29 protein-coding genes are annotated in these 20,202 nt (G+C 56.6%); 3 read left to right on the forward strand and 26 right to left on the reverse strand.

What is annotated here, in order from left to right; genetic code table 11:
- A partial coding sequence (locus tag CCE92_RS16005; RefSeq protein ID WP_162287897.1) for a coiled-coil domain-containing protein occupies positions 1 to 412 on the forward strand: 412 nt, incomplete at its 5' end.
- A 4-nt stretch (positions 413 to 416) separates the two neighbouring features.
- On the opposite strand, the gene CCE92_RS16070 is transcribed toward CCE92_RS16005, so the two are convergent.
- Positions 417 to 554 carry a hypothetical protein gene (locus CCE92_RS16070; RefSeq protein WP_164474954.1) on the reverse strand — a complete coding sequence of 46 codons (138 nt, stop codon included), beginning with the start codon at positions 552 to 554 and terminating at the stop codon, positions 417 to 419.
- 117 nt (positions 555 to 671) lie between these two features.
- The gene (locus tag CCE92_RS15430) at positions 672 to 1,079 is read right to left on the reverse strand and encodes a single-stranded DNA-binding protein (RefSeq protein WP_088009545.1); all 408 of its coding nucleotides are present in this window, start codon (positions 1,077 to 1,079) and stop codon (positions 672 to 674) included.
- Between the two features lie 245 nt (positions 1,080 to 1,324).
- On the opposite strand from CCE92_RS15430, the gene CCE92_RS15435 reads away from it, so the two are divergent.
- Complete coding sequence (locus tag CCE92_RS15435) at positions 1,325 to 1,777, forward strand: YwpF family protein (protein ID WP_088009547.1); 453 nt, start codon at positions 1,325 to 1,327, stop codon at positions 1,775 to 1,777.
- Positions 1,778 to 1,792: 15 nt separating this feature from the next.
- On the opposite strand, the gene CCE92_RS15440 is transcribed toward CCE92_RS15435, so the two are convergent.
- The 6 genes from CCE92_RS15440 to CCE92_RS15465 form a co-directional block, all read right to left on the reverse strand.
- Positions 1,793 to 2,194 carry a hypothetical protein gene (locus tag CCE92_RS15440; RefSeq protein WP_088009549.1) on the reverse strand — a complete coding sequence of 134 codons (402 nt, stop codon included), beginning with the start codon at positions 2,192 to 2,194 and terminating at the stop codon, positions 1,793 to 1,795.
- Between the two features lie 97 nt (positions 2,195 to 2,291).
- Complete coding sequence (fabZ, locus tag CCE92_RS15445; RefSeq protein ID WP_088009551.1) at positions 2,292 to 2,729, reverse strand: 3-hydroxyacyl-ACP dehydratase FabZ; 438 nt, start codon at positions 2,727 to 2,729, stop codon at positions 2,292 to 2,294.
- Between the two features lie 55 nt (positions 2,730 to 2,784).
- Positions 2,785 to 3,036: a DNA-directed RNA polymerase subunit beta gene (locus tag CCE92_RS15450; RefSeq protein WP_088009590.1), complete on the reverse strand. Its 252-nt coding sequence runs from the start codon at positions 3,034 to 3,036 to the stop codon at positions 2,785 to 2,787.
- 20 nt (positions 3,037 to 3,056) lie between these two features.
- Entirely contained in the window at positions 3,057 to 3,890 is an 834-nt protein-coding gene (locus CCE92_RS15455; RefSeq protein WP_088009553.1) for a flagellar hook-basal body protein, read from the reverse strand.
- Positions 3,891 to 3,903: 13 nt separating this feature from the next.
- The gene (locus CCE92_RS15460) at positions 3,904 to 4,701 is read right to left on the reverse strand and encodes a flagellar hook-basal body protein (protein ID WP_088009555.1); all 798 of its coding nucleotides are present in this window, start codon (positions 4,699 to 4,701) and stop codon (positions 3,904 to 3,906) included.
- Positions 4,702 to 4,730: 29 nt separating this feature from the next.
- On the reverse strand, positions 4,731 to 4,976 hold the full coding sequence (locus CCE92_RS15465; protein WP_241536086.1) for a rod shape-determining protein: 246 nt from the start codon (positions 4,974 to 4,976) through the stop codon (positions 4,731 to 4,733).
- 211 nt (positions 4,977 to 5,187) lie between these two features.
- On the opposite strand from CCE92_RS15465, the gene CCE92_RS15770 reads away from it, so the two are divergent.
- Positions 5,188 to 5,826: a hypothetical protein gene (locus tag CCE92_RS15770; protein ID WP_144391046.1), complete on the forward strand. Its 639-nt coding sequence runs from the start codon at positions 5,188 to 5,190 to the stop codon at positions 5,824 to 5,826.
- Here the strand turns inward: CCE92_RS15770 and murA are convergent.
- The 18 genes from murA to CCE92_RS16010 form a co-directional block, all read right to left on the reverse strand.
- Entirely contained in the window at positions 5,724 to 7,028 is a 1,305-nt protein-coding gene (gene murA / locus CCE92_RS15475) for a UDP-N-acetylglucosamine 1-carboxyvinyltransferase (RefSeq protein ID WP_088009561.1), read from the reverse strand. The genes CCE92_RS15770 and murA overlap by 103 nt on opposite strands.
- 349 nt (positions 7,029 to 7,377) lie before the next feature.
- On the reverse strand, positions 7,378 to 7,611 hold the full coding sequence (locus CCE92_RS15480) for a DUF1146 family protein (protein WP_088009563.1): 234 nt from the start codon (positions 7,609 to 7,611) through the stop codon (positions 7,378 to 7,380).
- A 175-nt stretch (positions 7,612 to 7,786) separates the two neighbouring features.
- Positions 7,787 to 8,191 (reverse strand): F0F1 ATP synthase subunit epsilon, encoded by a 405-nt coding sequence (locus CCE92_RS15485; protein WP_088009565.1) that lies wholly within the window; start codon positions 8,189 to 8,191, stop codon positions 7,787 to 7,789.
- Between the two features lie 24 nt (positions 8,192 to 8,215).
- Positions 8,216 to 9,631, reverse strand: a complete 1,416-nt coding sequence (gene atpD, locus CCE92_RS15490) for a F0F1 ATP synthase subunit beta (protein WP_088009567.1) — start codon at positions 9,629 to 9,631, stop codon at positions 8,216 to 8,218.
- A gap of 33 nt (positions 9,632 to 9,664) precedes the next feature.
- Positions 9,665 to 10,522, reverse strand: coding sequence for an ATP synthase F1 subunit gamma (gene atpG / locus CCE92_RS15495; protein WP_088009569.1), 858 nt, complete (start codon positions 10,520 to 10,522; stop codon positions 9,665 to 9,667).
- Positions 10,523 to 10,563: 41 nt separating this feature from the next.
- Positions 10,564 to 12,072 carry a F0F1 ATP synthase subunit alpha gene (gene atpA / locus CCE92_RS15500; RefSeq protein WP_088009570.1) on the reverse strand — a complete coding sequence of 503 codons (1,509 nt, stop codon included), beginning with the start codon at positions 12,070 to 12,072 and terminating at the stop codon, positions 10,564 to 10,566.
- A gap of 13 nt (positions 12,073 to 12,085) precedes the next feature.
- On the reverse strand, positions 12,086 to 12,637 hold the full coding sequence (locus CCE92_RS15505) for a F0F1 ATP synthase subunit delta (protein WP_088009571.1): 552 nt from the start codon (positions 12,635 to 12,637) through the stop codon (positions 12,086 to 12,088).
- Complete coding sequence (gene atpF, locus CCE92_RS15510; protein WP_088009572.1) at positions 12,634 to 13,164, reverse strand: F0F1 ATP synthase subunit B; 531 nt, start codon at positions 13,162 to 13,164, stop codon at positions 12,634 to 12,636. The genes CCE92_RS15505 and atpF overlap by 4 nt, the downstream gene beginning before the upstream one ends.
- A gap of 141 nt (positions 13,165 to 13,305) precedes the next feature.
- Positions 13,306 to 13,530 (reverse strand): F0F1 ATP synthase subunit C, encoded by a 225-nt coding sequence (atpE, locus tag CCE92_RS15515; protein ID WP_088009574.1) that lies wholly within the window; start codon positions 13,528 to 13,530, stop codon positions 13,306 to 13,308.
- 56 nt (positions 13,531 to 13,586) lie between these two features.
- A complete protein-coding gene (gene atpB / locus CCE92_RS15520; protein ID WP_088009576.1) occupies positions 13,587 to 14,300 on the reverse strand; it encodes a F0F1 ATP synthase subunit A in 714 nt (237 codons plus the stop codon).
- 27 nt (positions 14,301 to 14,327) lie between these two features.
- Entirely contained in the window at positions 14,328 to 14,699 is a 372-nt protein-coding gene (locus CCE92_RS15525) for an ATP synthase subunit I (RefSeq protein WP_088009578.1), read from the reverse strand.
- 3 nt (positions 14,700 to 14,702) lie between these two features.
- On the reverse strand, positions 14,703 to 14,924 hold the full coding sequence (locus CCE92_RS15530) for an AtpZ/AtpI family protein (protein ID WP_088009592.1): 222 nt from the start codon (positions 14,922 to 14,924) through the stop codon (positions 14,703 to 14,705).
- A 749-nt stretch (positions 14,925 to 15,673) separates the two neighbouring features.
- On the reverse strand, positions 15,674 to 16,795 hold the full coding sequence (wecB, locus tag CCE92_RS15535; protein WP_088009580.1) for a non-hydrolyzing UDP-N-acetylglucosamine 2-epimerase: 1,122 nt from the start codon (positions 16,793 to 16,795) through the stop codon (positions 15,674 to 15,676).
- A 16-nt stretch (positions 16,796 to 16,811) separates the two neighbouring features.
- Positions 16,812 to 17,441, reverse strand: coding sequence for a uracil phosphoribosyltransferase (upp, locus tag CCE92_RS15540; protein ID WP_088009582.1), 630 nt, complete (start codon positions 17,439 to 17,441; stop codon positions 16,812 to 16,814).
- Between the two features lie 165 nt (positions 17,442 to 17,606).
- Complete coding sequence (gene glyA, locus CCE92_RS15545) at positions 17,607 to 18,842, reverse strand: serine hydroxymethyltransferase (RefSeq protein WP_088009595.1); 1,236 nt, start codon at positions 18,840 to 18,842, stop codon at positions 17,607 to 17,609.
- Positions 18,829 to 19,425, reverse strand: a complete 597-nt coding sequence (locus tag CCE92_RS15550; RefSeq protein ID WP_088009584.1) for a TIGR01440 family protein — start codon at positions 19,423 to 19,425, stop codon at positions 18,829 to 18,831. The genes glyA and CCE92_RS15550 overlap by 14 nt, the downstream gene beginning before the upstream one ends.
- Positions 19,426 to 19,441: 16 nt before the next feature.
- Positions 19,442 to 19,879: a ribose 5-phosphate isomerase B gene (gene rpiB, locus CCE92_RS15555; protein ID WP_088009586.1), complete on the reverse strand. Its 438-nt coding sequence runs from the start codon at positions 19,877 to 19,879 to the stop codon at positions 19,442 to 19,444.
- Positions 19,880 to 19,910: 31 nt separating this feature from the next.
- The coding region (locus CCE92_RS16010; protein ID WP_088009588.1) for a hypothetical protein at positions 19,911 to 20,202 on the reverse strand (292 nt) is incomplete at its 5' end.

Consider the following 20,202-nt stretch of genomic DNA (forward strand, 5'->3'; position numbering starts at 1 on the left):
CGGGTTCAAGACCGAGATAAGCGTGTTCAAGACCGAGATAAATGGTGTCGAGAACGAGATAAGCGTGCTCAAGACCGAGATAAGCGTGCTCAAGACCGAGATAAATGGTGTCGAGAACGAGATAAGCGTGCTCAAGACCGAGATAAGCGCCACCGACACCGAGATAAGAACAATCAAGACCGAGATAAACACCGCCAAGACCGAGATAAACCCCACCAAGACCAAGATAAGCCGCCCCGAGACCCAGTTAAACGCCGCCATGCCCGAGATATCCCTCCACCAACACCCAGCCAACCCACACACCTCACACCTCATCCCCCTCCCCTCCCTCCAACCCCTCCTCAGCATAAAACGATCCGGCGAGGACCCCCATCCTGCCGGATCTTCCTTTACTGTCTCTCCCAAGACATGAAACCTTAGTTTCGGGACCGGAATGCCGCTTTCAGTTCATTCAGCTCCCTTTCGGCATCCGTCAGTCGTTTATGGAGCAAGGCGGTAAGCTTGATCAATTGCGCCACATGCGCTTCCAGTCGATGCTCTGTTTCAGCTGACACTCCGATTCCCTCCTTCCATCCTTGCGTTTTGATTCCACCTGCAACAGTAATCCCATGCTGTTTACCGGTCCGGTGTGCGGACGATGATTTCAGCCGGCCGCGGGTTTCCGGGACCGGTCATCCGCGCGTCCCCGCAGGTTCGGGCGGCTGGAAGTCGAAGTGGCTTTCCTGTTCGCGCTGCGGCTGAGCCTGTGCCGGGTCTTCTTTCTGGCGCTTGTCCAGGAAGCGGATCTGGTCGCCGACGACTTCTGTGATGTAGGTCCGCGTCCCGTCTTCTTTGTCGTAGTGGCGCGATTGGAGACGGCCGCTTACGGCGATGAGCGATCCTTTGGAACAATACTTGGAGATGTTGTGCGCCGGCCTTCCCCATGTGGAGCAGAGGATGAAGTCGGTGTCCATTTCCCCCTGCTGGTTGCGGAAGCTGCGCTGGACCGCGAGAATGAATGAAGTATGTACGCGCCCTTCAGCGAGTACCCGTGTGACCGGGTCTTTCGTCAAGCGGCCTACGATTCCGACTTGGTTCATGTGATTCACCTCCTTTCCGCTTCAGCTTAGCGCTCCGGTCCGGTTCCGGGCAAATGCCGGAAATGGGGTTTTGACGATAGGAGGAGTCTGAAAACAGGGAATTTCCGGTTTTATTCCACCGGAAGCAGGGGCGGAAGACGGCGCCGCGCGGGCACGGGGACCGATGGGGAAATCGCGGTTTTGGCAGGTGACGGGAATTTTTTGTGTGCTATACTGAGGGCAAACGGTATGAAAAGGGGCACGTTATGAAGACGTTCAAAATGATTTCGCTCGGCATTGTGCAGGAAGGCGCGGTGGTCGATTATCCGGTGAAGGACGGGATTATCATCAATCAGGAGAACAGCCAGCAGTCGTGGGTGCTGGAGATGCTGCTGGACCGCGGGTATAAGGAGGCGTTCGAACGGTTCATGGAGTCGGGCGATGTGTCGGATGTGAAGGTGGTCATTTCGTATCCGGGCAACGAGCCGGCGACGTTCCAGGTGTCGGTGTGCGGGGTGAGTGAGATCGAGGAGAATGTGTCCGTGCTGATGAGCGGCACGCTCAAGCGGGGACGCCGGCGCTATGCGGAGGAGCTGCTGTCTGAGCTCTTGGAGGACGGGCTCGAGGGCGACCAGCTGCTGGAGCGCTTCGAGACGGATATGCTGACACGGCCGCGGCTCCGGGTCGATGAGGAGGAAGAGGCGGCGGAGAAAAAATAAAACAGGACGGTCCGATCAGTTCGGACTGCCCTGTTTTTTCTGTTCGGCCGCCAGCCGGTTCTCGACGTAGGCGGCTTCCGCTTTGCATGAATAGGTGATGTCCGTCCCCAGTTCGTTCTGCAGGCGCTCGATGCGCTCGATCTGCTCTTCCGAAGGGGGTTCGGACAGGACTTTATCGAATGACTGGTTCATCCGGTCGGCGATTTCCTGGTGGAAAGCGGGATCGGCTTTCACCGCGTCCGGCACTTTTGCGTACCAGCTCGCGTTGTTCCGGATGTAGTGCTGCCATAAAGCCATGAATTCTTCCAGCTGAAAACGGTCTTCCTGCCATCCGATTTCCGCCATGTATTTTTCGAACACGCTGGAAATGGAACGGGTGATGCTGCTTTTGACGCCTGCCGGCAAATCGTTGTACATGCTCATCCTCCTGTTGGCTTCCAAAGGAAAAAATGGGGATCCCTGTAGTTCCCGGATTGCGTCTTTATTTTATCGAAAAGCCCGAAAATTCTCAACCTCAGTCTTTTTTGGCGTCGCCGAGCGCGAACAGGATGTCGCATTCGCAGACAAGTTCGCCGTCGACGGTCGCTTTGGCGTGCCCTTTGCCCATCGGCCCGCGGAGCTTCGTCAGCTCCACTTCCAGCCGGAGCTGGTCGCCCGGGACGACTTGCCGTTTGAACCGGCAATTGTCGATGCCGGTGAAGAACGCCAGCCGGCCTTTATTCGCCTCCATGCTGAGGACGGCGTACGCGCCGACCTGGGCGAGCGCCTCCACGATCAGGACGCCCGGCATGACCGGGTAGCCCGGGAAATGGCCGTTGAAGAACTCTTCGTTCGCCGTGACGTTCTTCAGGCCGACCGCCCGTTTGCCTTCCTCGGCTTCAAGTATCCGGTCCACCATGAGTAACGGGTACCGGTGCGGCAATACCGCTTTGATCTGTTCTGTCGTCAGCATTCTTCCGCCTCCTGCCGTCTGTTTGAATAAAAGATGGAATTCCGGCCGCCGATGCCTATTTCATTCCATTGATGACGTCAATGATGTGCGCCCACGTCTCCCACTTCAGGGCGTCCTGCGGGTCACCGTCGCCGATGACGCCGTAGCCCACCATCGCGCCGGCCGCTGCGGCAAGCGCGATGAGGACGAGCACGAGCACAATCCGCAGCCAAATCGGGAACAGGCGGATCTGCACCCACCACGTCTTCTTGTTCTCCGCCTTCCTTGGCGAAGGGGTTCTTTTCCGTACTTTCCTTGTTTTTGGCATTCCGTCATTCAGCCTTTCCATCAGCGGATCCCGTTGATCAGCCCGAGCATCTGATCGGCGATGGTGAGCGCCCGGGAATTGAACTGGTACGACCGCTGTACGTTCATCAGATCGGTCAGTTCCTTCTGGTAATCCACATTCGAAGATTCAAGTTTGTTGTTCGCGAGGCCGATGTCCTGCCGGCCCGCACCCTGCAGGTCGGTCAGCACATCGTCCGCCGCCACGCCGAGCGCATCGGTATCCGGCAGGCCGATATATGTACCGGACAGCTGTTCCATCAGCTGCGGGCGCTGAACTTCCACGACACCGAGCGGAATCGCCTGTTCCGTGCCATCCGCATAGCGGACGCGGAGGATTCCGTTGTCCACGGCTTCATAGCCGGTGGCGCCTTCCCGGAATGTGACCGGATTGCCGGCCACATCGAGGACGGGATGCCCTTCATTCGTCACGAGCGCCAGTCCGCCGCCCGCCGCAGGCACTGCCTGAAACGCCCCCTGCCGCGTATACACTTCGCGCATGCCGGTTTCCGTCTCCATCCGGACCTTGAAGTACTGCTTCGGTGCGGTGAATGCGAAATCAAGCGGACGCCCGGTCTCCTGGAGGCTGCCCGCCTGCCAGTTCATCACCGACTGCCCGAGCATCGCGCCGCTTCCGTAGCGGATCCCATCCGGCGACTGCCGGACCGCCTGATCGGCTTTATCGTTGTCGAACTGCTGGTACAGCAGCTCATGGAATTTCGCATCGCGCGCCTTGTAGCCCGCCGTCGAACTGTTGGCGAGGTTGTGCCCGATCGTGTCCATGTGCTGCTGCAGCTGGTTCATTGTATTCGTCGCTGTGAGCATCGTCCGCAGCATGTGCCGTTCCCCCTTAGTTCACGCGCCCGATCTCATTGACCGCGCGCTCCATGCTGCGGTCGTAAGCCTGCAGCACTTTCTGATTCGCTTCAAACGTCCGGTACGCCGCCATCAAATCCGTCATGGTCCGCGCCGCATCGACGTTGGACTGTTCCAGGAACCCTTGCCGCAGCGAAAAGTCCGCCGCCCCGCCGTATGCAGAAGGCAGTGCGCCGCCTGCAGCCTGGAACAGGCCGTTCCCCGTCTTCGTCAGCTGCTCCGGCTGCAAGGAGAGGGCGACGCCGATCCTTGCGACATCCGCTCCGTTTTGACGAATAAACCCTTCAGCGGTGACGGTGAAGTCGTCATTGGCCAGACGGATCCGTTCGCCGGTATCCGACAGCACGTAAAAGCCCTGCGGATTCACGAGATCCCCTGAAGCGTCCAGTGTAAAACTGCCATTGCGGGTATACAGCTCCCCGTCCTGCCCTTCAAGGCGGAAGAAGATTGCGCTCCCTTCCGGCAGCACGCCGTTCGTCAGTGCGATATCTGTCGGGATCGCCGTCTCCCGGAGTGACCCCTGTCCGAAGTTCGGCAATGTTTCCTGCACGTAGACACCCGTACCGAGTGAGCCGACCGGACTGATGTCTCCCTGCCGGCCGGTCGCTTCCCCATCGATCCGGGAAAGCAGCATATTCGGGAATGACCGGACGGCTGTCAGATCCGCTTTGAAGCCCGGCGTATTCGCATTCCCGAGATTATTCGTCAAAATCTCCGTCCTGCGCTGCTGGGCGATCATTCCGGAAGCAGCCGTATAAAATCCTTTTAACATGAGTGTCCACCCTTCTGTTGTCCAGCCGGTCAGCCCAGCTGCAATACCCGTCCGATTTCTTCCGACTGCACACGGACGCAATCCGGCATGCCGGATACCAGGTTCCGGCCGCGGATCTCCACTTCCACCGATGGGCGGTTCGCCGCCTCTTTCTGCACTGTGTCTTTTACCGAATCAACAGTCGGGTTATCGATGAGCAAAAGGTGCTTCTGCTTCATATATGCCAGAAGGTCCCTGGAAAGGACCGCATCGATGCCGGTCTGCCGATGGTTCACTGGAGACAATGTGACTACCCCTTTCATCCTTGTCTGCCTGTTGTCCCGCGGTCTGCTCTATTTGCATATTTTATCACAGACCTTCTGGGAAACATAGGTTATTTGCAGACAGAATTCTGATTTTATTCGTAAAAGTCCTGGAGCGGCGGCGGTTTGCGGCGAGAACGGGGTCAGCGCCTTTAAGACCGAGATAAGCGGTGTCGAGACCGGGATGAGCGGTGTCGAGACCGGGATGGGCCGCGGCGATACCGAGATAAGCGGTGTCGAGAACGGGATAAGCGCACTCAAGACCGAGATAAACGCCACCGAGACCCAGATAAGCGCTGCCGAGACCGAGATAAGAGCCACCGAGACCCAGATAAGCGCCATCGAGACCCAGATAAGCACCACCGAGACCCAGATAAGCATCATCGAGACCCAGATAAGAGCTGCCGAGACCGAGATAAACGCCACCGAGACCCAGATAAGCGCCATCGAGACCCAGATAAGCCCATCCGAGACCGAGATAAGCGCTGCCGAGAACGGGATAAGCGCACTCAAGACCGGGATAAGCGCACTCAAGACCGAGATAAGCATCACCGAGACCCAGATAAGAGCCGCCGAGACCGGGATAAACCGCATTGAGACCCAGATAAAACTCACCAAGACTCCGATAAACTCCCACAACTCCACGATCCCCAGCCTGACGCCTCATATTCCGCAAAAAAGCCTGCTCGCCGGTCAGGCTGCAGGCTTTTTGTATTTCTCTTATGCAGGCTGGCCTTCTTTTTCCGCCGTTTTTTCTTCTTCAAGCGTTACGCGTTCGATGTCGGCACCCAGTGCGGCGAGCTTTTCGTGGAAGTTCACGTAGCCGCGGTCGAGGTGCTGGAGTTCGTTGACGCGGGTGATGCCTTCAGCGACGAGGCCGGCAAGGATGAGTGCTGCTGCCGCGCGCAGGTCTGTCGCAGCGACTTCAGCCCCTTGGAGCCTGGAAGATCCCTGCATCATGACCGAGCGGCCTTCGATTTTCACGTTCGCGTTCATGCGGCGGAATTCTTCCACGTGCATGAAGCGGTTTTCGAATACGGTTTCCGTCAGGATGCCGGTGCCCTGCGCCGTCAGCATGAGCGCCATCATCTGGGACTGCATGTCTGTCGGGAAGCCCGGATGCGGCATCGTCTTGATGTCGATGGACCGGAGCGGGCGCGTCGCCCGCACGCGGACGCCTTCGTCCAGTTCCTTGATGTCGACGCCCATCTCGCCCAGTTTGGAGATGAGGGCGGACATGTGCTCAGGGACGGCATTCTCGATAATGACATCGCCTTCCGTGATGGCAGCCGCCACCATGAATGTGCCGGCTTCCACACGGTCGGGAATGATGGCATGCTCAGTGCCGCGAAGCTTTTCAACGCCTTCGATCCGGACGGTATCCGTACCGGCGCCGACGACGCGGCCGCCCATTTCATTGATATAATTGGCAAGGTCTACGATTTCAGGTTCTTTGGCGGCATTTTCGATCACCGTCAGTCCGTCTGCAAGTGCGGCCGCTGTCAGGATGTTTTCCGTTGCGCCGACACTCGGGAAGTCGAGGTAGATCTTCGCGCCGCGGAGACGGCCGTCCGTCTTCGCTTCCACAAAGCCGTTTCCGACTTTAATGATGGCGCCCATCGCCTCGAATCCTTTCAAGTGCTGATCGATCGGACGCGAGCCGATCGCGCAGCCGCCAGGGAGAGCAACCCGGGCGAATCCATTTCTTGCAAGCAGCGGACCCATGACGAGGATGGAAGCGCGCATTTTGCGCACGTATTCGAATTGCGCTTCGCTGGAGAGAGTGCCGGATGCGTCGATCACCATTTCGTTGCGTTCCGAAGAATAATCCGCTTCTGCGTTCAGGCTCCGCAGAACAGCCTGGATTGTATATACATCGGACAGGTTCGGCACTTCTTTGATGACGCTTTTGCCGGATGATGCGAGCAGCGCGGCTGCGAGTACCGGAAGTACAGCATTTTTCGCCCCTTCAACCCGAACGTTCCCTTTCAATTTTTGTCCGCCTTTTACTATGATTTGATCCACTAGAATGCCCTCCAAATGAATATGATTTTGTCTATGTAGCCAGGAAGTAGGATGTCATTATTTAGAAGTAAAACCTTTTCCATTCTACCTGCTTTTCTTTATTGCTTCAAGCGGCAATGAGCCTACAGAATGCACGAGTTTTCAGCAATAAGAGCAAGTTTTGCGGGTATTTAGCTACATTTTTACTAAGTTGTCCGTACCTTTTTGTTACAGTTTGATTACAAAATTCGGTTATATTAGCTCAATTCCCGAAAGCGTGAAAAATAAACATATTTTTATTACCAACAGCAAGCATAACAGCAATTTTACTGTTTTGACACGGCTGCGCCGCCGCAGCCGCCTCAAAGCACTAAAAAAGGTAAGGCAGCTGCCTGGACCAGGCTGAAATATCCAGAAAAAAGGTGGAGACCATTGTGCCGATGGCGATGCTCAGGAAGATATATAAAATCTGTGCCTGGAGCACGTGGTGTTTCCGGATCCATTTTTCGAACATGACCGCCCGCATTGCATAAAAAGCGACGCCGGTGAAAAAAATGTGGCTGAAAATCGAAATAAGCGCTTGCTGGCCAATGAACAAATCCATTTTCCGATTCCCCTTCCGTCACTCAATAAAACAAATAATCTGGAGACACGCTGATTTTTGATGAAAGAGCGGAAAGCGTCCGTTTAAAGTGATTTCAACCGTTCCGGCTGCATCCGTCCACAGGACTTAAAAGAAAAAGGCGGGCAGGAACGTCCATCCCCGCTCGCCTTTCCAGTTAAATTTTACCCTCGTAAACTCTGATCCGGTTCACGGCACGCTGCAATGCCAGTTCCGCCCGTTTGAAGTCCGTGTCGCTCTGCTTCTGCTCGAGGCGGGCTTCCGCCCGCTTCGCCGCTTCCTTAGCGCGGGCGACATTGATGTCTTCTGCGAGTTCCGCGGATTGCGCAAGGATGGTCACTTTTTCAGGACGGATTTCGAGGAACCCGCCATTCACCGCAGCAAGTTCCGTCGAATTGTCTTTCTTCAGGCGCACAGCACCGATCTGAAGAGGCGCAACGGTCGGAATATGGCCGGGGAGAATCCCCATTTCACCAGTTGCGGTAACAGCGATCACCATGTTGACGTCTGAGTCGTATACCGGGCCGTCGGGAGTGACAATACTGACTGTAATGGTCTTCATTTTTTCCCCTCCTAAACCCCGTGGTTAGACTTCTACACCCATGCTTTTCGCTTTTTCAACAACCTCTTCGATACGGCCGACGAGACGGAACGCGTCTTCCGGAAGGTGATCGTATTTGCCTTCAAGGATTTCAGTGAATCCTTTGATCGTTTCCTGTACCGGCACATACGAGCCTTTCTGGCCAGTGAACTGCTCGGCGACGTGGAAGTTCTGGGACAGGAAGAACTGGATGCGGCGCGCGCGGGCAACCGTCTGCTTGTCTTCCTCGCTCAGCTCGTCCATACCGAGGATCGCGATGATGTCCTGAAGCTCACGGTAGCGCTGGAGCGTCTGCTGGACCTGGCGGGAAACGCGGTAATGCTCAGCGCCGACGATTTCAGGCGACAGTGCGCGTGAAGTCGAGGCGAGCGGATCCACCGCCGGGTAGATCCCCATCTCGGAAAGCTTACGCTCAAGGTTCGTCGTCGCATCCAAGTGTGCGAACGTCGTTGCCGGAGCCGGGTCCGTGTAGTCATCGGCAGGGACGTAGATCGCCTGGATCGATGTAACGGAACCGACATTCGTCGACGTGATCCGCTCCTGGAGCTGACCCATTTCAGTTGCCAGCGTCGGCTGGTAACCAACCGCTGACGGCATCCGTCCGAGGAGGGCGGATACTTCCGAACCTGCCTGCGTGAAACGGAAAATGTTGTCGATGAAGAGGAGGACGTCCTGGCCCTGCTCATCACGGAAGTATTCCGCCATTGTCAGACCGGACAGGGCGACACGCATACGCGCACCCGGCGGCTCATTCATCTGGCCGAATACCATGGCTGTTTTCTTGATAACGCCGGAGTCGCTCATCTCGTGGAACAGGTCGTTCCCTTCACGCGTACGCTCGCCGACGCCTGCGAATACGGACAGACCGCCGTGCTCTTGCGCGATGTTGTTGATGAGTTCCTGGATCAGAACCGTCTTCCCTACACCGGCTCCTCCGAAGAGGCCGATTTTTCCGCCCTTAATGTAAGGGGCTAGCAGGTCGACGACTTTGATGCCGGTCTCCAAAATTTCGACATTCGTCGAAAGGTTTTCGAATGACGGCGCTTTGCGGTGGATCGGGTCGCGGCGTTCAGTCGCCGGGATTTCCTCCCCAAGGTCGATCACTTCTCCGAGTACGTTGAAGACGCGGCCGAGCGTTACGTCACCAACAGGAACAGAGATCGGCTGACCCAAGTCCGTCGTGACAGCCCCGCGCTGGAGTCCGTCAGTGGAATCCATCGCGATCGTGCGGACGGCATCGTCACCGAGGTGGAGCGCGACTTCAAGCGTCAATGTCTGCGGCTCCCGGCCGGGACGGTCGATTGTAACAGTCAGGGCGTTGTAGATTTCAGGAAGTTCGCCGTTTTCGAACCTCACGTCTACAACCGGACCCATGACCTGAAGAACATGTCCTGTGTTCATGCTGTTCCCTCCTGTCAAACTCTTTCGTTTCCTCTATTCGAGGGCTGCTGCGCCGCCGACGATCTCCGTGATTTCCTGGGTGATCGCCGCCTGTCGCGCGCGGTTATATGATAGTTCCAGATTGCGGATCATGTCTGCCGCGTTGTCGGTGGCGCTCTTCATCGCCGTCATCCGAGCCGCGTGCTCACTCGCCTTGCCATCCAGCAGTGCGCCGTAGATGAGGCTCTCCGCGTACTGCGGGAGCAGCACCTCGAGAATCGCTTCCGCTGATGGGTCGAACTCGTAAGCCGCAGTTGATCCGGTCGGCCGGATATCGGTCAGCGGGAGGACTTTCTTCTCCGTCACTTCCTGTGATATCGCCGATACATAGTGGTTATAGTACATAAAGATTTCGTCGTATTCACCATCCGCGAACATGCCCACCGCTTTCTGGGCGATGTCTTTGATGTCAGCGAATGACGGCTGGTCAGGCAGACCGATGGAGCTGTCGATGATCGTGTAACCGCGTTTGGCCAGCAAGTCCCGGCCGACGCGGCCGACTGCGAAAATGACGAATTCGTCATTCGACGCATGGCGCTTGTTGATCTGGTACATGACCGCGCGGACGATGTTCGAGTTGTACGCGCCCGCAAGTCCGCGGTCAGCCGTGATGACGAGGTAAGCGGTCTTTTTGACAGGCCGCGTCTGCATCATCGGGTGGCTGACATCGGCGGAACCTGAGGCGATCGACGCGACGACGTCCTGGATTTTGTCCATATACGGGACGAACCCTTTCGCGTTCATCTCGGCACGGTTCAGCTTGGCAGCTGAAACCATCTGCATCGCCTTGGTGATCTGACTCGTCTTTTTGGTCGATGTGATCTTGCTTTTTATATCGCGTAATGATGCCACTTGGATTTCACCACCTTAACGTTTTTGCCGGATCCCGGGGTTTATTCGGATTTAGCGAATGTGCGTTTGAATGCGTTGATCGCTTCAGCCATCGCTTCATCTTCAGGCAGTGTATGCGTTGTCCGGATGTGTTCCAGCACTTTCGGGTGGTCGGTATCCAGGAAGTTCAGGAAGCCTTCTTCGAAGCGGCGGATGTCCCCTACCGGAATATCGTCGAGGAAGCCTTTCGTCAGTGCATAAAGGATGGCGACCTGCTTTTCGACTTTCATCGGCTTGTGGAGGTCCTGCTTCAGCACTTCGACTGTCCGGGCGCCGCGGTCGAGCTTCGCTTTCGTCGCCGGATCGAGATCCGAACCGAACTGGGCGAACGCTTCAAGTTCACGGTAAGCCGCAAGGTCGAGACGGAGTGTACCGGCCACTTTTTTCATTGCTTTGATCTGCGCGGAACCGCCGACACGCGATACGGAAAGACCCGCGTTGATCGCCGGACGCACGCCTGAGAAGAACAGGTCGGACTGAAGGAAGATCTGTCCGTCCGTAATCGAGATGACGTTCGTCGGGATGTAAGCCGAGATATCACCCGCCTGCGTTTCAACGAACGGCAAGGCTGTGATCGAACCGGCGCCGAGTGTTTCGTTCAGCTTCGCTGCACGCTCAAGGAGCCGTGAGTGCAGGTAGAAGACATCCCCCGGATATGCTTCACGGCCTGGAGGGCGGCGGAGCAGGAGGGAAAGTTCCCGGTAAGCTGATGCCTGTTTCGTCAGGTCATCGTATACGACGAGGACGTGTTTGCCGTCATGCATGAACTCTTCCGCCATCGATACGCCCGCGTACGGTGCGAGGTACTGCAGAGGAGCCGGCTCGGAAGCCGATGCCGAGACGACGATCGAGTAATCCAGCGCGCCATGGGCACGGAGTGTCTCAACGAGTCCGCGGACCGTCGATTCTTTCTGGCCGATCGCCACGTAAATACAGATCATGTTCTGGTCATTCTGGTTCAGGATCGTATCGACCGCGACCGACGTCTTCCCTGTCTGGCGGTCCCCGATGATCAGCTCACGCTGACCGCGGCCGATCGGCACGAGCGCGTCGATCGCCTTGATGCCTGTCTGGAGCGGTTCGTGCACCGATTTCCGGTCCATGACGCCGTGCGCCGGGCTTTCGATCGGACGGGTTTTCGTCGTCTCAATCGGGCCGAGGCCGTCGATCGGCTGTCCGAGCGGGTTCACGACACGTCCGATCAGCGCTTCACCGACCGGCACTTCCATGATGCGGCCTGTGCGGCGCACTGTGTCGCCTTCGCTGATGTCCTGGTAAGGTCCGAGGATGATGATCCCGACGTTGTTCGCTTCCAGGTTCTGCGCCATCCCCATCACACCGTTCGAGAATTCAACGAGTTCCCCGGCCATCGCGTTATCAAGGCCGTGGACACGGGCGATACCGTCACCGACTGTGATGACTGTACCGACGTCGCTGACTTGCATTTCCGACTGGTAGTTTTCAATCTGCTGTCTGATCAGGGCACTGATCTCTTCAGCTTTGATGCTCATGTGTGTCACCCTCTCATAATTTGGTGGAACGACCGATCAGCTGACGCTGCAGGCTTTCGAGCTTCGAGCTCACACTGCTGTCGTAGATCCGGTTTCCAATTTGAACACGAAGTCCGCCGATGAGCGACGGATCGACGACGTTTTCAATGCGAAGGGCCTGCTTGCCGACTTTCCGGGAAAACGACTCGGAAATGGCTGCAGCTTCACTTTCTGTCAAAAATCGTGTGGAATAGACGGTCGCTTCTGCGATGCCGCGGTTTTCGTATGACAGGCGGATGAATTCATCCGCGATGTCCGGCACTTCATCCGTGCGTTTTTTCTCTGTCACGAGGAGAAGCATGTTCAGCACATGGCCGTTCGCGCCTGCGAACAGCTCTCTGATGATCTTCTGCTTGTCCTGTGTATCGAGTTTCGGGGAAGCGAACATTTCAAAAAACTCCGGGTTCGCTTCCAGCACTTTTTTCACTTCGCGCAGATCCTGTTCGATGACGGCTTCTTCGCCGTGCGCTTTGGCTACGTCATACAGAGCTTCCGCATAACGCTGTGCTGCGGCGGAGCGGCTCATTGAACTTCGCCTGCCTTCGCAATCGTTTCATCGATCAGCTGACGGTTTTCTTCTTCTGAAAGTTCTTTCCCGAGCACCCGTGAAGCTGCGAGCATCGACAGCGCGACGACTTCCTCACGGACAGCGGCCAGCGCTTTTTCACGCTCGTTGCCGATTTCCAGGACTGCATTTTCCTTGATGCGGTTCGCTTCTTCGCGGGCAGCCGTGATGATTTCCTCACGTGAGGCTTCCCCTTGGCGCTTCGCGCTTTCCACGATCTCCAGCGCTTCATTGCGCGCTTCCTTGAGCAGGCTGCGCTGCTCGTCCAGCATTTTCTGCGATTCCGTACGGCTTGATTCCGCGGCTTCGATTTCACTCGCGATCAGTTCTTCCCGCTGCTGCATGATGCCCATGAGCGGGCCCCACGCAAACTTCTTCAGGAGAAACAGGAGTATGAGGAAAATCACCAGCGTCGCCAGGATGTCCCCGATGTTCAGGAAGCTATGTTCCGCTTCCACGGCGCCGAGTACGAGATGATCAAAAAACACGATTGTTTCACTCCCTTCAAGAGCTCTGAATCCCAGTCATTTATTTGCCTGAAGATTGTTTTCGATTGTCATGTAACAAAGATAAATGGCGAAATAACCGTACTCCGCCATTTACGTCATGCTATCCGTTTGCTGTAGAGACTACTGGTTCATTACGATGAACGCGATAACTGTCGCGATGATCGGCAGGGCCTCAACCAACGCTACCCCGATGAACATTGTCGTCTGAAGAACGCCGCGTGCTTCCGGCTGACGTGCAATACCTTCGACCGTTTTCGAAACGATCAGACCGTTACCGATACCAGCGCCGAGTGCGCCAAGACCAACTGCGATTGCTGCTGCCAATAAACCAAGTGAACCTGTCATTATTAAATGTCCTCCTCAGGATAGTGAAATTTTGCTCTGTGAGCATTTTTTATTTATTAATGGTCATCCGCGACTTTATGCGAAATGTAGACCATTGTTAACATAACGAAAATGAAAGCCTGGATCGATCCGACAAAGACCGAGAATCCCTGCCATGCGAGTGTCGGCAGAACGGCTGCCAGGAACCCGACTGCACCGGTTGTCGCCAGACCCGCTAAAAGTGACAGCAGGATTTCCCCGGCATAGATGTTCCCGTAAAGTCGGAGACCGAGAGTGAGCGTGTTCGCGAATTCCTCGATGATCTTGATCGGTGTGAGGAACCACATCGGCTGCGTAAAGTCTTTCGCATAAGCGCCGAAGCCTTTCGCCTTGATGCCGTAGTAATTGCTCAGGATGATGATCATGGCCGCAAGCGTCAGGGTCACCCCCGGATCCGCTGTCGGCGATTTCCACCATAAGTAACCGTCGACGACGATCGCGAATGGCAAGCCGAGCATGTTGGCGACGAAGATGAACATCAGCAACGTGATCCCGAGTACGTGCAGGCTGCCGCCCGTCTTCCAGTCCATATTGCTTTTGATGATGCCTTTGACAAAGTCCATCACCCATTCCATGAAGTTCTGCATGCCTGTCGGCTTCAGCTTCAGATTGCGGGTCGATACGAGCGCGATCAAAAAGACGATGGCCGCAGCGATCAAAAGCATCAGGACGTTCGAAGCGTTGAACGTAATCCCGAACAACTCGAACGTAGGAGCCAGATGATGTTCCACGATAATTTCACCTCTCTTTCCCCTCTATTAATAATGCCGCACCTGGTGGATGATCCGTTCGGTCAGGAGCAGAAGATACGGAATCATCAGCCCTGCCGCTGTGCTGATCAGGTGGATGTGTTCGGCGAACGTGATCGCCAGCGCGACCGCCGCCACACCTGATGCAAAACGGATCGCCGTTCCGAGGGAACGCACCTGCGACCCTTCAGCCACCGCCCGGTCGAACTTTTCCATTCTCCGTTTCAGTATCCAGAAGTTGTAGAAGCCGAATGCCGTGCCAAGCGCAAGCCCCGCAAAGACAGACGGGTACGGTGTGAAGCCCCATCCGAGCGCACAGAGCGCCAGGACAAAGAACACCATTTTTCTGAGCTTCGCGTAGATTTCATGTAGGTCAGACATTCATTATCTGTCTCCTGGATCGAATTTTTGAACGGTGCCGATCATCGCCGCCGCCCCGGCTGCGACGCCGGCGAACAGGAGGATGATCAGGAAAAGCGGGGCGGTTCCGAATTTCTCATCGATCCGCATGCCTGCGTAGACACCGATGAGTACGGACCCGACAAGTTGTGAGAGAATGGCGCTGTAGAGTGCCATCGCTTGCAAGGGACGGTTTGATGGGCGCATGTTAACCCCTCGGAATCCGCCGGAAGACGGCGGTTTTTTCACATGGCGGAGCAACGAATCAGGCCTTCAGTTACACGAATTCCTATGTATGAAAACCCTCTCATGCATACCCTTTGTTAGCATACAATAGGGGTAAATTCATGTCAATTGACTGAAGTGAAATTGTTCACAAGCGAAATACTTCCGACATATTCCCGACAAATTTCTCGGGAATCGTTTTTGGACTCCGGAACATGCCGCGTTATCAACAAACTTCAAATAATTATACCATGTTGAGCCGGTTCAGTGTTGCGGACGCTTTGGCGAATAAACGAAGGGACTCCAGTCGGTGGGGCAGAGTCGAAATGTGACGCTCCAGAGTCAAAATGTGACGCTCCAGAGTCGAAATGTGACGCTCCAGAGTCGAAATGCGCCTGCCCAGAGTCGAAATCTGCCCACCCAGAGTCGAAATCTGCCCGCCCAGAGTCGAAATGCGATGCTGCAGAGTCGAAATGTGCCCACATAGAATCGAAATAATCGCCTCCAGAGTCGAAATGCGCCCGCCCAGAGTCGAAATGCGATGCTGCAGAGTCGAAATGTGCCCACATAGAATCGAAATAATCGCCTGCACAGTCGAAATGCGCCCACACAGAATAGAAATAATCACCTGCACAGTCGAAATGCGCCCACGCACAGTCGAAATCCAGTCTCCCGCAACCCATATACACCTTCAGAACAGACACCGCACAAAAAAAGACGACCCCACAGGGTCATCTTCCTTCATTAAAATAGGCATGCAGCGCTTCGACGATCCGGCGGGAGGCTTCCCCGTCGCCGTACGGGTTCGAGGCGCGGGACATTTCCGCATACGCGGCGTCGTCCGTCAGCAGTTCCTTTGCCAACCGGTAGATGTTGGCTTCTTCCGTCCCGGCGAGTTTCAGCGTACCGGCGTCGATGCCTTCCGGACGTTCGGTCGTGTCGCGGAGGACGAGGACCGGCTTGCCGAGCGACGGCGCTTCTTCCTGGATGCCGCCGGAGTCGGTCAGAATCAGGTACGACCGCGAGGCGAAGTTGTGGAAGTCGAGCACTTCGAGCGGTTCGATCAGGTGGATGCGCGGGTCGTCGCCGAGCACGTCATCCGCCACTTCGCGCACGGCCGGGTTCAGGTGGACCGGATAGACGACCTGGACGTCGTCGTGTTCGGAGACGAGGCGCTTGATCGCTTTGAACATGCCGCGCATCGGTTCGCCGAGGTTTTCGCGGCGGTGTGCGGTGAGTAGGATCATGCGGTCGCTGCCGATTTTATCGAGCACCGGATGCGAATACGAGTCGCGGACGGTCGTCTTCAGCGCGTCGATGGCCGTGTTGCCGGTGACGTAGATGCGGTCTTCGGGTTTATTCTCCGCCATCAGGTTGGCCGCTGATTTGTCGGTCGGGGCGAAATGGATATCGGCCAGGACGCCGGTCAGCTGACGGTTCATCTCTTCCGGGTACGGCGAGTACTTGTTGTGCGTGCGGAGACCCGCTTCGACGTGGCCGACGGCGATCTGGTTGTAGAGCGCGGCGAGACTGGCGACGAATGTCGTCGTCGTGTCGCCGTGGACGAGGACGATGTCGGGCTTCGCTTCTTTCATGACGCGGTCGAGTCCTTCGAGCGCGCGTGTGGTCACGTCCATCAGCGTCTGCCGGTTCTGCATGACGTTCAGGTCGAAGTCCGGCGTGATGCCGAATGTGTCCAGGACCTGGTCGAGCATTTCCCGGTGCTGCGCCGTGACGGTGACGACCGGTTCGATCGTCTCGGGATGTTTTTTGAGTTCGAGCACGAGCGGCGCCATTTTGATGGCTTCCGGGCGCGTGCCGAATATGGTCATGACTTTGTGCTTTGCTGCCAACGGGGCTGCACCTCCTTTATTTTGTGCCAAACAGCCGGTCGCCCGCATCGCCGAGGCCGGGCACGATGTAACCGTGGTCGTTGAGCTTCTCATCTAGCGCCGCGATGTAGATGTCGACGTCGGGGTGCGCTTCCTGCAGGACTTTCACGCCTTCCGGAGCCGCGATGAGGCACATGAACTTGATGTTCTTCGCGCCGCGCTTTTTGAGCGAGTTCACCGCTTCGACAGCGGAACCGCCGGTCGCCAGCATCGGATCGACGAGGATGAAGTCGCGCTCTTCGATATCCGACGGCAGTTTGACGTAATATTCGACGGGCGAGAGCGTTTCAGGATCCCGGTAAAGGCCGACGTGCCCCACTTTTGCCGCGGGAATGAGTTTCAGGATGCCGTCGACCATGCCGAGGCCGGCGCGGAGAATCGGCACGATCCCGAGCTTTTTGCCGGCGAGCACTTTGGCGCTGGCCAGCTGCACCGGCGTTTCCACTTCGATGTCCTGAAGCGGGAGGTCCCGGGTAATCTCGAACGCCATCAGCGTCGACACTTCATCCACCAGTTCGCGGAATTCCTTCGTCCCCGTCTTCACGTCGCGGATGTACGTCAGTTTATGCTGAATCAGCGGATGATCGAATACATATACTTTGCCCATACTGCTTCTCCCCTTTTCCCTGCAATGTCTTATTCAGTATAACAGGTTTTCCGGGCGGATTTGACCCTGAACAAAACGGCGGAATCTTTGCGCTTCGGACATTAAAAAACGCAGCCGACACCTTCCTGTCAGCTGCGCCGTGTTTTATTGGAATAAACCCGGAAATTATTTATAGAGCGGGTGAGCGGCCGTAAGCTTCGCTACACGCTCAGCGGCTTCTCTCTTCACTTCTTCGTTCTCGATGTCCTTGAGGATGGACGCGATGATGGACGCGGTCTCTTTCATGTCCTCTTCCTTGAATCCGCGGGAAGTGACCGCCGCTGTCCCGATGCGGATGCCGGATGTGACGAAAGGACTTTCCGGATCGAACGGGATCGTGTTTTTATTCGTCGTGATCTGCACTTCATCCAGCGCGTGCTCCGCCACTTTACCGGTCAGTCCGAGGGAACGGAGGTCGATCAGCAGCAGGTGGTTGTCCGTGCCGCCGGAGACGACGTCGATCCCTTCCGCCTGCAGTGCTTCGGCGAGGGCTTTCGAGTTAGCCACGACTTGCTGGATGTAGTCGTTGAACTCCGGCTGGAGCGCTTCGCCGAACGCCACCGCTTTGGCGGCGATGACATGCATGAGCGGACCGCCCTGGATGCCCGGGAAGATTTTCTCGTCGACTTTCTTCGCGAATTCCTCTGTCGTGAGGATCAGACCGCCGCGCGGACCGCGGAGTGTCTTATGCGTCGTCGATGTCACGAAATGCGCATGCGGCACCGGGTTCTGGTGCAGTCCGGCCGCGACAAGCCCGGCGATGTGCGCCATGTCGACCATGAGATACGCGCCGATTTCGTCGGCGATCTCCCGGAACTTGGCGAAATCGATTTCACGGGGATAAGCGCTCGCGCCCGCGACGATCATCTTCGGCTTGTGCTCCTTGGCGAGCTCCCGGACGACGTCGTAGTCGATGCGCTGCGTCTCTTTGTCGACACCGTATTCAACGAAGTTGTACTGGATGCCGCTGAAGTTGACGGGGCTGCCGTGCGTCAGGTGGCCGCCGTGGGACAGGTTCATGCCGAGTACGGTATCGCCCGGTTCGAGCGCGGCCATGTAGACGGCCATGTTCGCCTGCGAGCCGGAATGCGGCTGGACATTCGCATGTTCCGCGCCGAACAGTTTCTTCGCGCGGTCCCGCGCCAGGTTTTCCGCCACATCGACGAATTCACATCCGCCATAGTAGCGCTTGCCCGGATAGCCTTCCGCGTATTTATTGGTCAGGACAGAGCCCTGCGCTTCCATGACCGCTTCCGAAACAAAGTTTTCGGATGCGATGAGCTCGATGTTCGCTTCCTGCCGGCCGCGCTCGGCTTCCATCGCTTCAAACACTTCACGATCCTGCTGTTTAATCCGTTCCATCACCATATTTCCCTCCAAGCTCCTCTCGTAAATGGACTTCATCGCGGTCGTATTTGGCCCGCTCCCCGCCGATCAGTTTCGGGCGGGTGGTTGCAGCGGTCACAACCGCGTCTCCTATCAGTTTAACAGAAGTGCGCACCGGAACGGCAACATGTTTTAAATGCATGCCGATCAAAGTCTGCCCGATGTCGATGCCGGCATGCGCCTTCAGCGTCTCCACAACGACCGGGTCTTTCATGATGCTGAACGCGTAGGCGCTCATGGACCCGCCGGCGCGCGCCACCGGAATGACCGTCACCGGGTCAAGGCCGTATTTGTCGGCCGCTTTCCGTTCGATGGTCAGAGCCCGATTGATATGCTCGCACCCCTGAAACGCCAGATGGAGTCCGTGCTTATCCGCGAATCGCTTGAGCGGGCCGTACAGGCTTTCCGCGATATCCAATCCGCCCGCGGTCCCGATCCGCTTGCCGATGATTTCCGATGTCGAGCAGCCGACGACGAACAGCTGCCCTTTGCGGAATTGGACTTGCCGCTCCAGTTCTTCCAGTGCTTCCTCCAGCTGCAGCTGCCATAACGATTCCATGCTCATCACCCTCTTCTCAGCTTTCGAGTTCAGTCAGTTTGGCGATCCGGCGCTCATGGCGTCCGCCTTCGAATTCCCCTTCAAGCCACGTTTTCGCGATTTCCAGCGCCAGGCCGGGACCGATGACGCGCTCGCCCATGGCCAGGATATTGGAGTCATTGTGTTCGCGTGTCACTTTCGCCGTGAATACATCGTGCACAAGGGCACAGCGGATCCCTTTGACTTTATTCGCCGCGATCGACATGCCGATGCCCGTACCGCAGATCAGGATGCCGCGGTCGAACTCGCCGGATGCCACGCCGTCCGCCACCGGTTTCGCGAAATCCGGATAATCGACGGAGCCGTCATCCTGCGGGCCGAAATCTGTATAGTCAATACCTTTTTCTTCCAATAAATGAATGATCTCTCTCCGGAGGTTGTTGCCTCCGTGATCTGATGAGATTGCGATGTTCATGTATGTGCCTCCATTTCTGTGATTGTTACTTTCATTTTATCATTTTCGCGCCGGAAAAGGGTTTACGAGGGGTTGCAAGGGGTGAGCGCGTGCTTGGGAGGGTGCTTAACTCGGGCTTGATGCTGCTTATCTGGGTCTCGACACCCCTTATCTCGGGCTTGAAGCTGCTTATCTCGGGCTTGAAGCATCTTATCTGGGTCTCGACACCCCTTATCTCGGGCTCGGCACCGCTTATCTCGGGCTTGATGCGGCTTATCCTGGTTTCGCCGCCCCTTATCCCGGTCTCGCCGCCCTTATCCTCGGTCTCGCCGCCCTTATCTCGG

It is taken from the genome of Indiicoccus explosivorum (assembly GCF_002167005.1).
In the GTDB taxonomy this organism is placed as follows: Bacteria; Bacillota; Bacilli; order Bacillales_A; family Planococcaceae; genus Indiicoccus; species Indiicoccus explosivorum.

Coding starts and splice junctions, on each gene's coding strand:
- CCE92_RS15430 (WP_088009545.1), bottom strand. CDS start 1,079: ATGAACCAAGTCGGAATCGTAGGCCGCTTGACGAAAGACCCGGTCACA.
- CCE92_RS15435 (WP_088009547.1), top strand. CDS start 1,325: ATGAAGACGTTCAAAATGATTTCGCTCGGCATTGTGCAGGAAGGCGCG.
- CCE92_RS15440 (WP_088009549.1), bottom strand. CDS start 2,194: ATGTACAACGATTTGCCGGCAGGCGTCAAAAGCAGCATCACCCGTTCC.
- fabZ (WP_088009551.1), bottom strand. CDS start 2,729: ATGCTGACGACAGAACAGATCAAAGCGGTATTGCCGCACCGGTACCCG.
- CCE92_RS15450 (WP_088009590.1), bottom strand. CDS start 3,036: ATGCCAAAAACAAGGAAAGTACGGAAAAGAACCCCTTCGCCAAGGAAG.
- CCE92_RS15455 (WP_088009553.1), bottom strand. CDS start 3,890: ATGCTGCGGACGATGCTCACAGCGACGAATACAATGAACCAGCTGCAG.
- CCE92_RS15460 (WP_088009555.1), bottom strand. CDS start 4,701: ATGTTAAAAGGATTTTATACGGCTGCTTCCGGAATGATCGCCCAGCAG.
- CCE92_RS15770 (WP_144391046.1), top strand. CDS start 5,188: ATGAGCGGTGTCGAGACCGGGATGGGCCGCGGCGATACCGAGATAAGC.
- CCE92_RS15480 (WP_088009563.1), bottom strand. CDS start 7,611: ATGGATTTGTTCATTGGCCAGCAAGCGCTTATTTCGATTTTCAGCCAC.
- CCE92_RS15485 (WP_088009565.1), bottom strand. CDS start 8,191: ATGAAGACCATTACAGTCAGTATTGTCACTCCCGACGGCCCGGTATAC.
- atpD (WP_088009567.1), bottom strand. CDS start 9,631: ATGAACACAGGACATGTTCTTCAGGTCATGGGTCCGGTTGTAGACGTG.
- atpA (WP_088009570.1), bottom strand. CDS start 12,072: ATGAGCATCAAAGCTGAAGAGATCAGTGCCCTGATCAGACAGCAGATT.
- CCE92_RS15505 (WP_088009571.1), bottom strand. CDS start 12,637: ATGAGCCGCTCCGCCGCAGCACAGCGTTATGCGGAAGCTCTGTATGAC.
- atpE (WP_088009574.1), bottom strand. CDS start 13,530: ATGACAGGTTCACTTGGTTTATTGGCAGCAGCAATCGCAGTTGGTCTT.
- CCE92_RS15525 (WP_088009578.1), bottom strand. CDS start 14,699: ATGTCTGACCTACATGAAATCTACGCGAAGCTCAGAAAAATGGTGTTC.
- CCE92_RS15530 (WP_088009592.1), bottom strand. CDS start 14,924: ATGCGCCCATCAAACCGTCCCTTGCAAGCGATGGCACTCTACAGCGCC.
- upp (WP_088009582.1), bottom strand. CDS start 17,441: ATGGGCAAAGTATATGTATTCGATCATCCGCTGATTCAGCATAAACTG.
- glyA (WP_088009595.1), bottom strand. CDS start 18,842: ATGGAACGGATTAAACAGCAGGATCGTGAAGTGTTTGAAGCGATGGAA.
- CCE92_RS15550 (WP_088009584.1), bottom strand. CDS start 19,425: ATGGAATCGTTATGGCAGCTGCAGCTGGAGGAAGCACTGGAAGAACTG.
- rpiB (WP_088009586.1), bottom strand. CDS start 19,879: ATGAACATCGCAATCTCATCAGATCACGGAGGCAACAACCTCCGGAGA.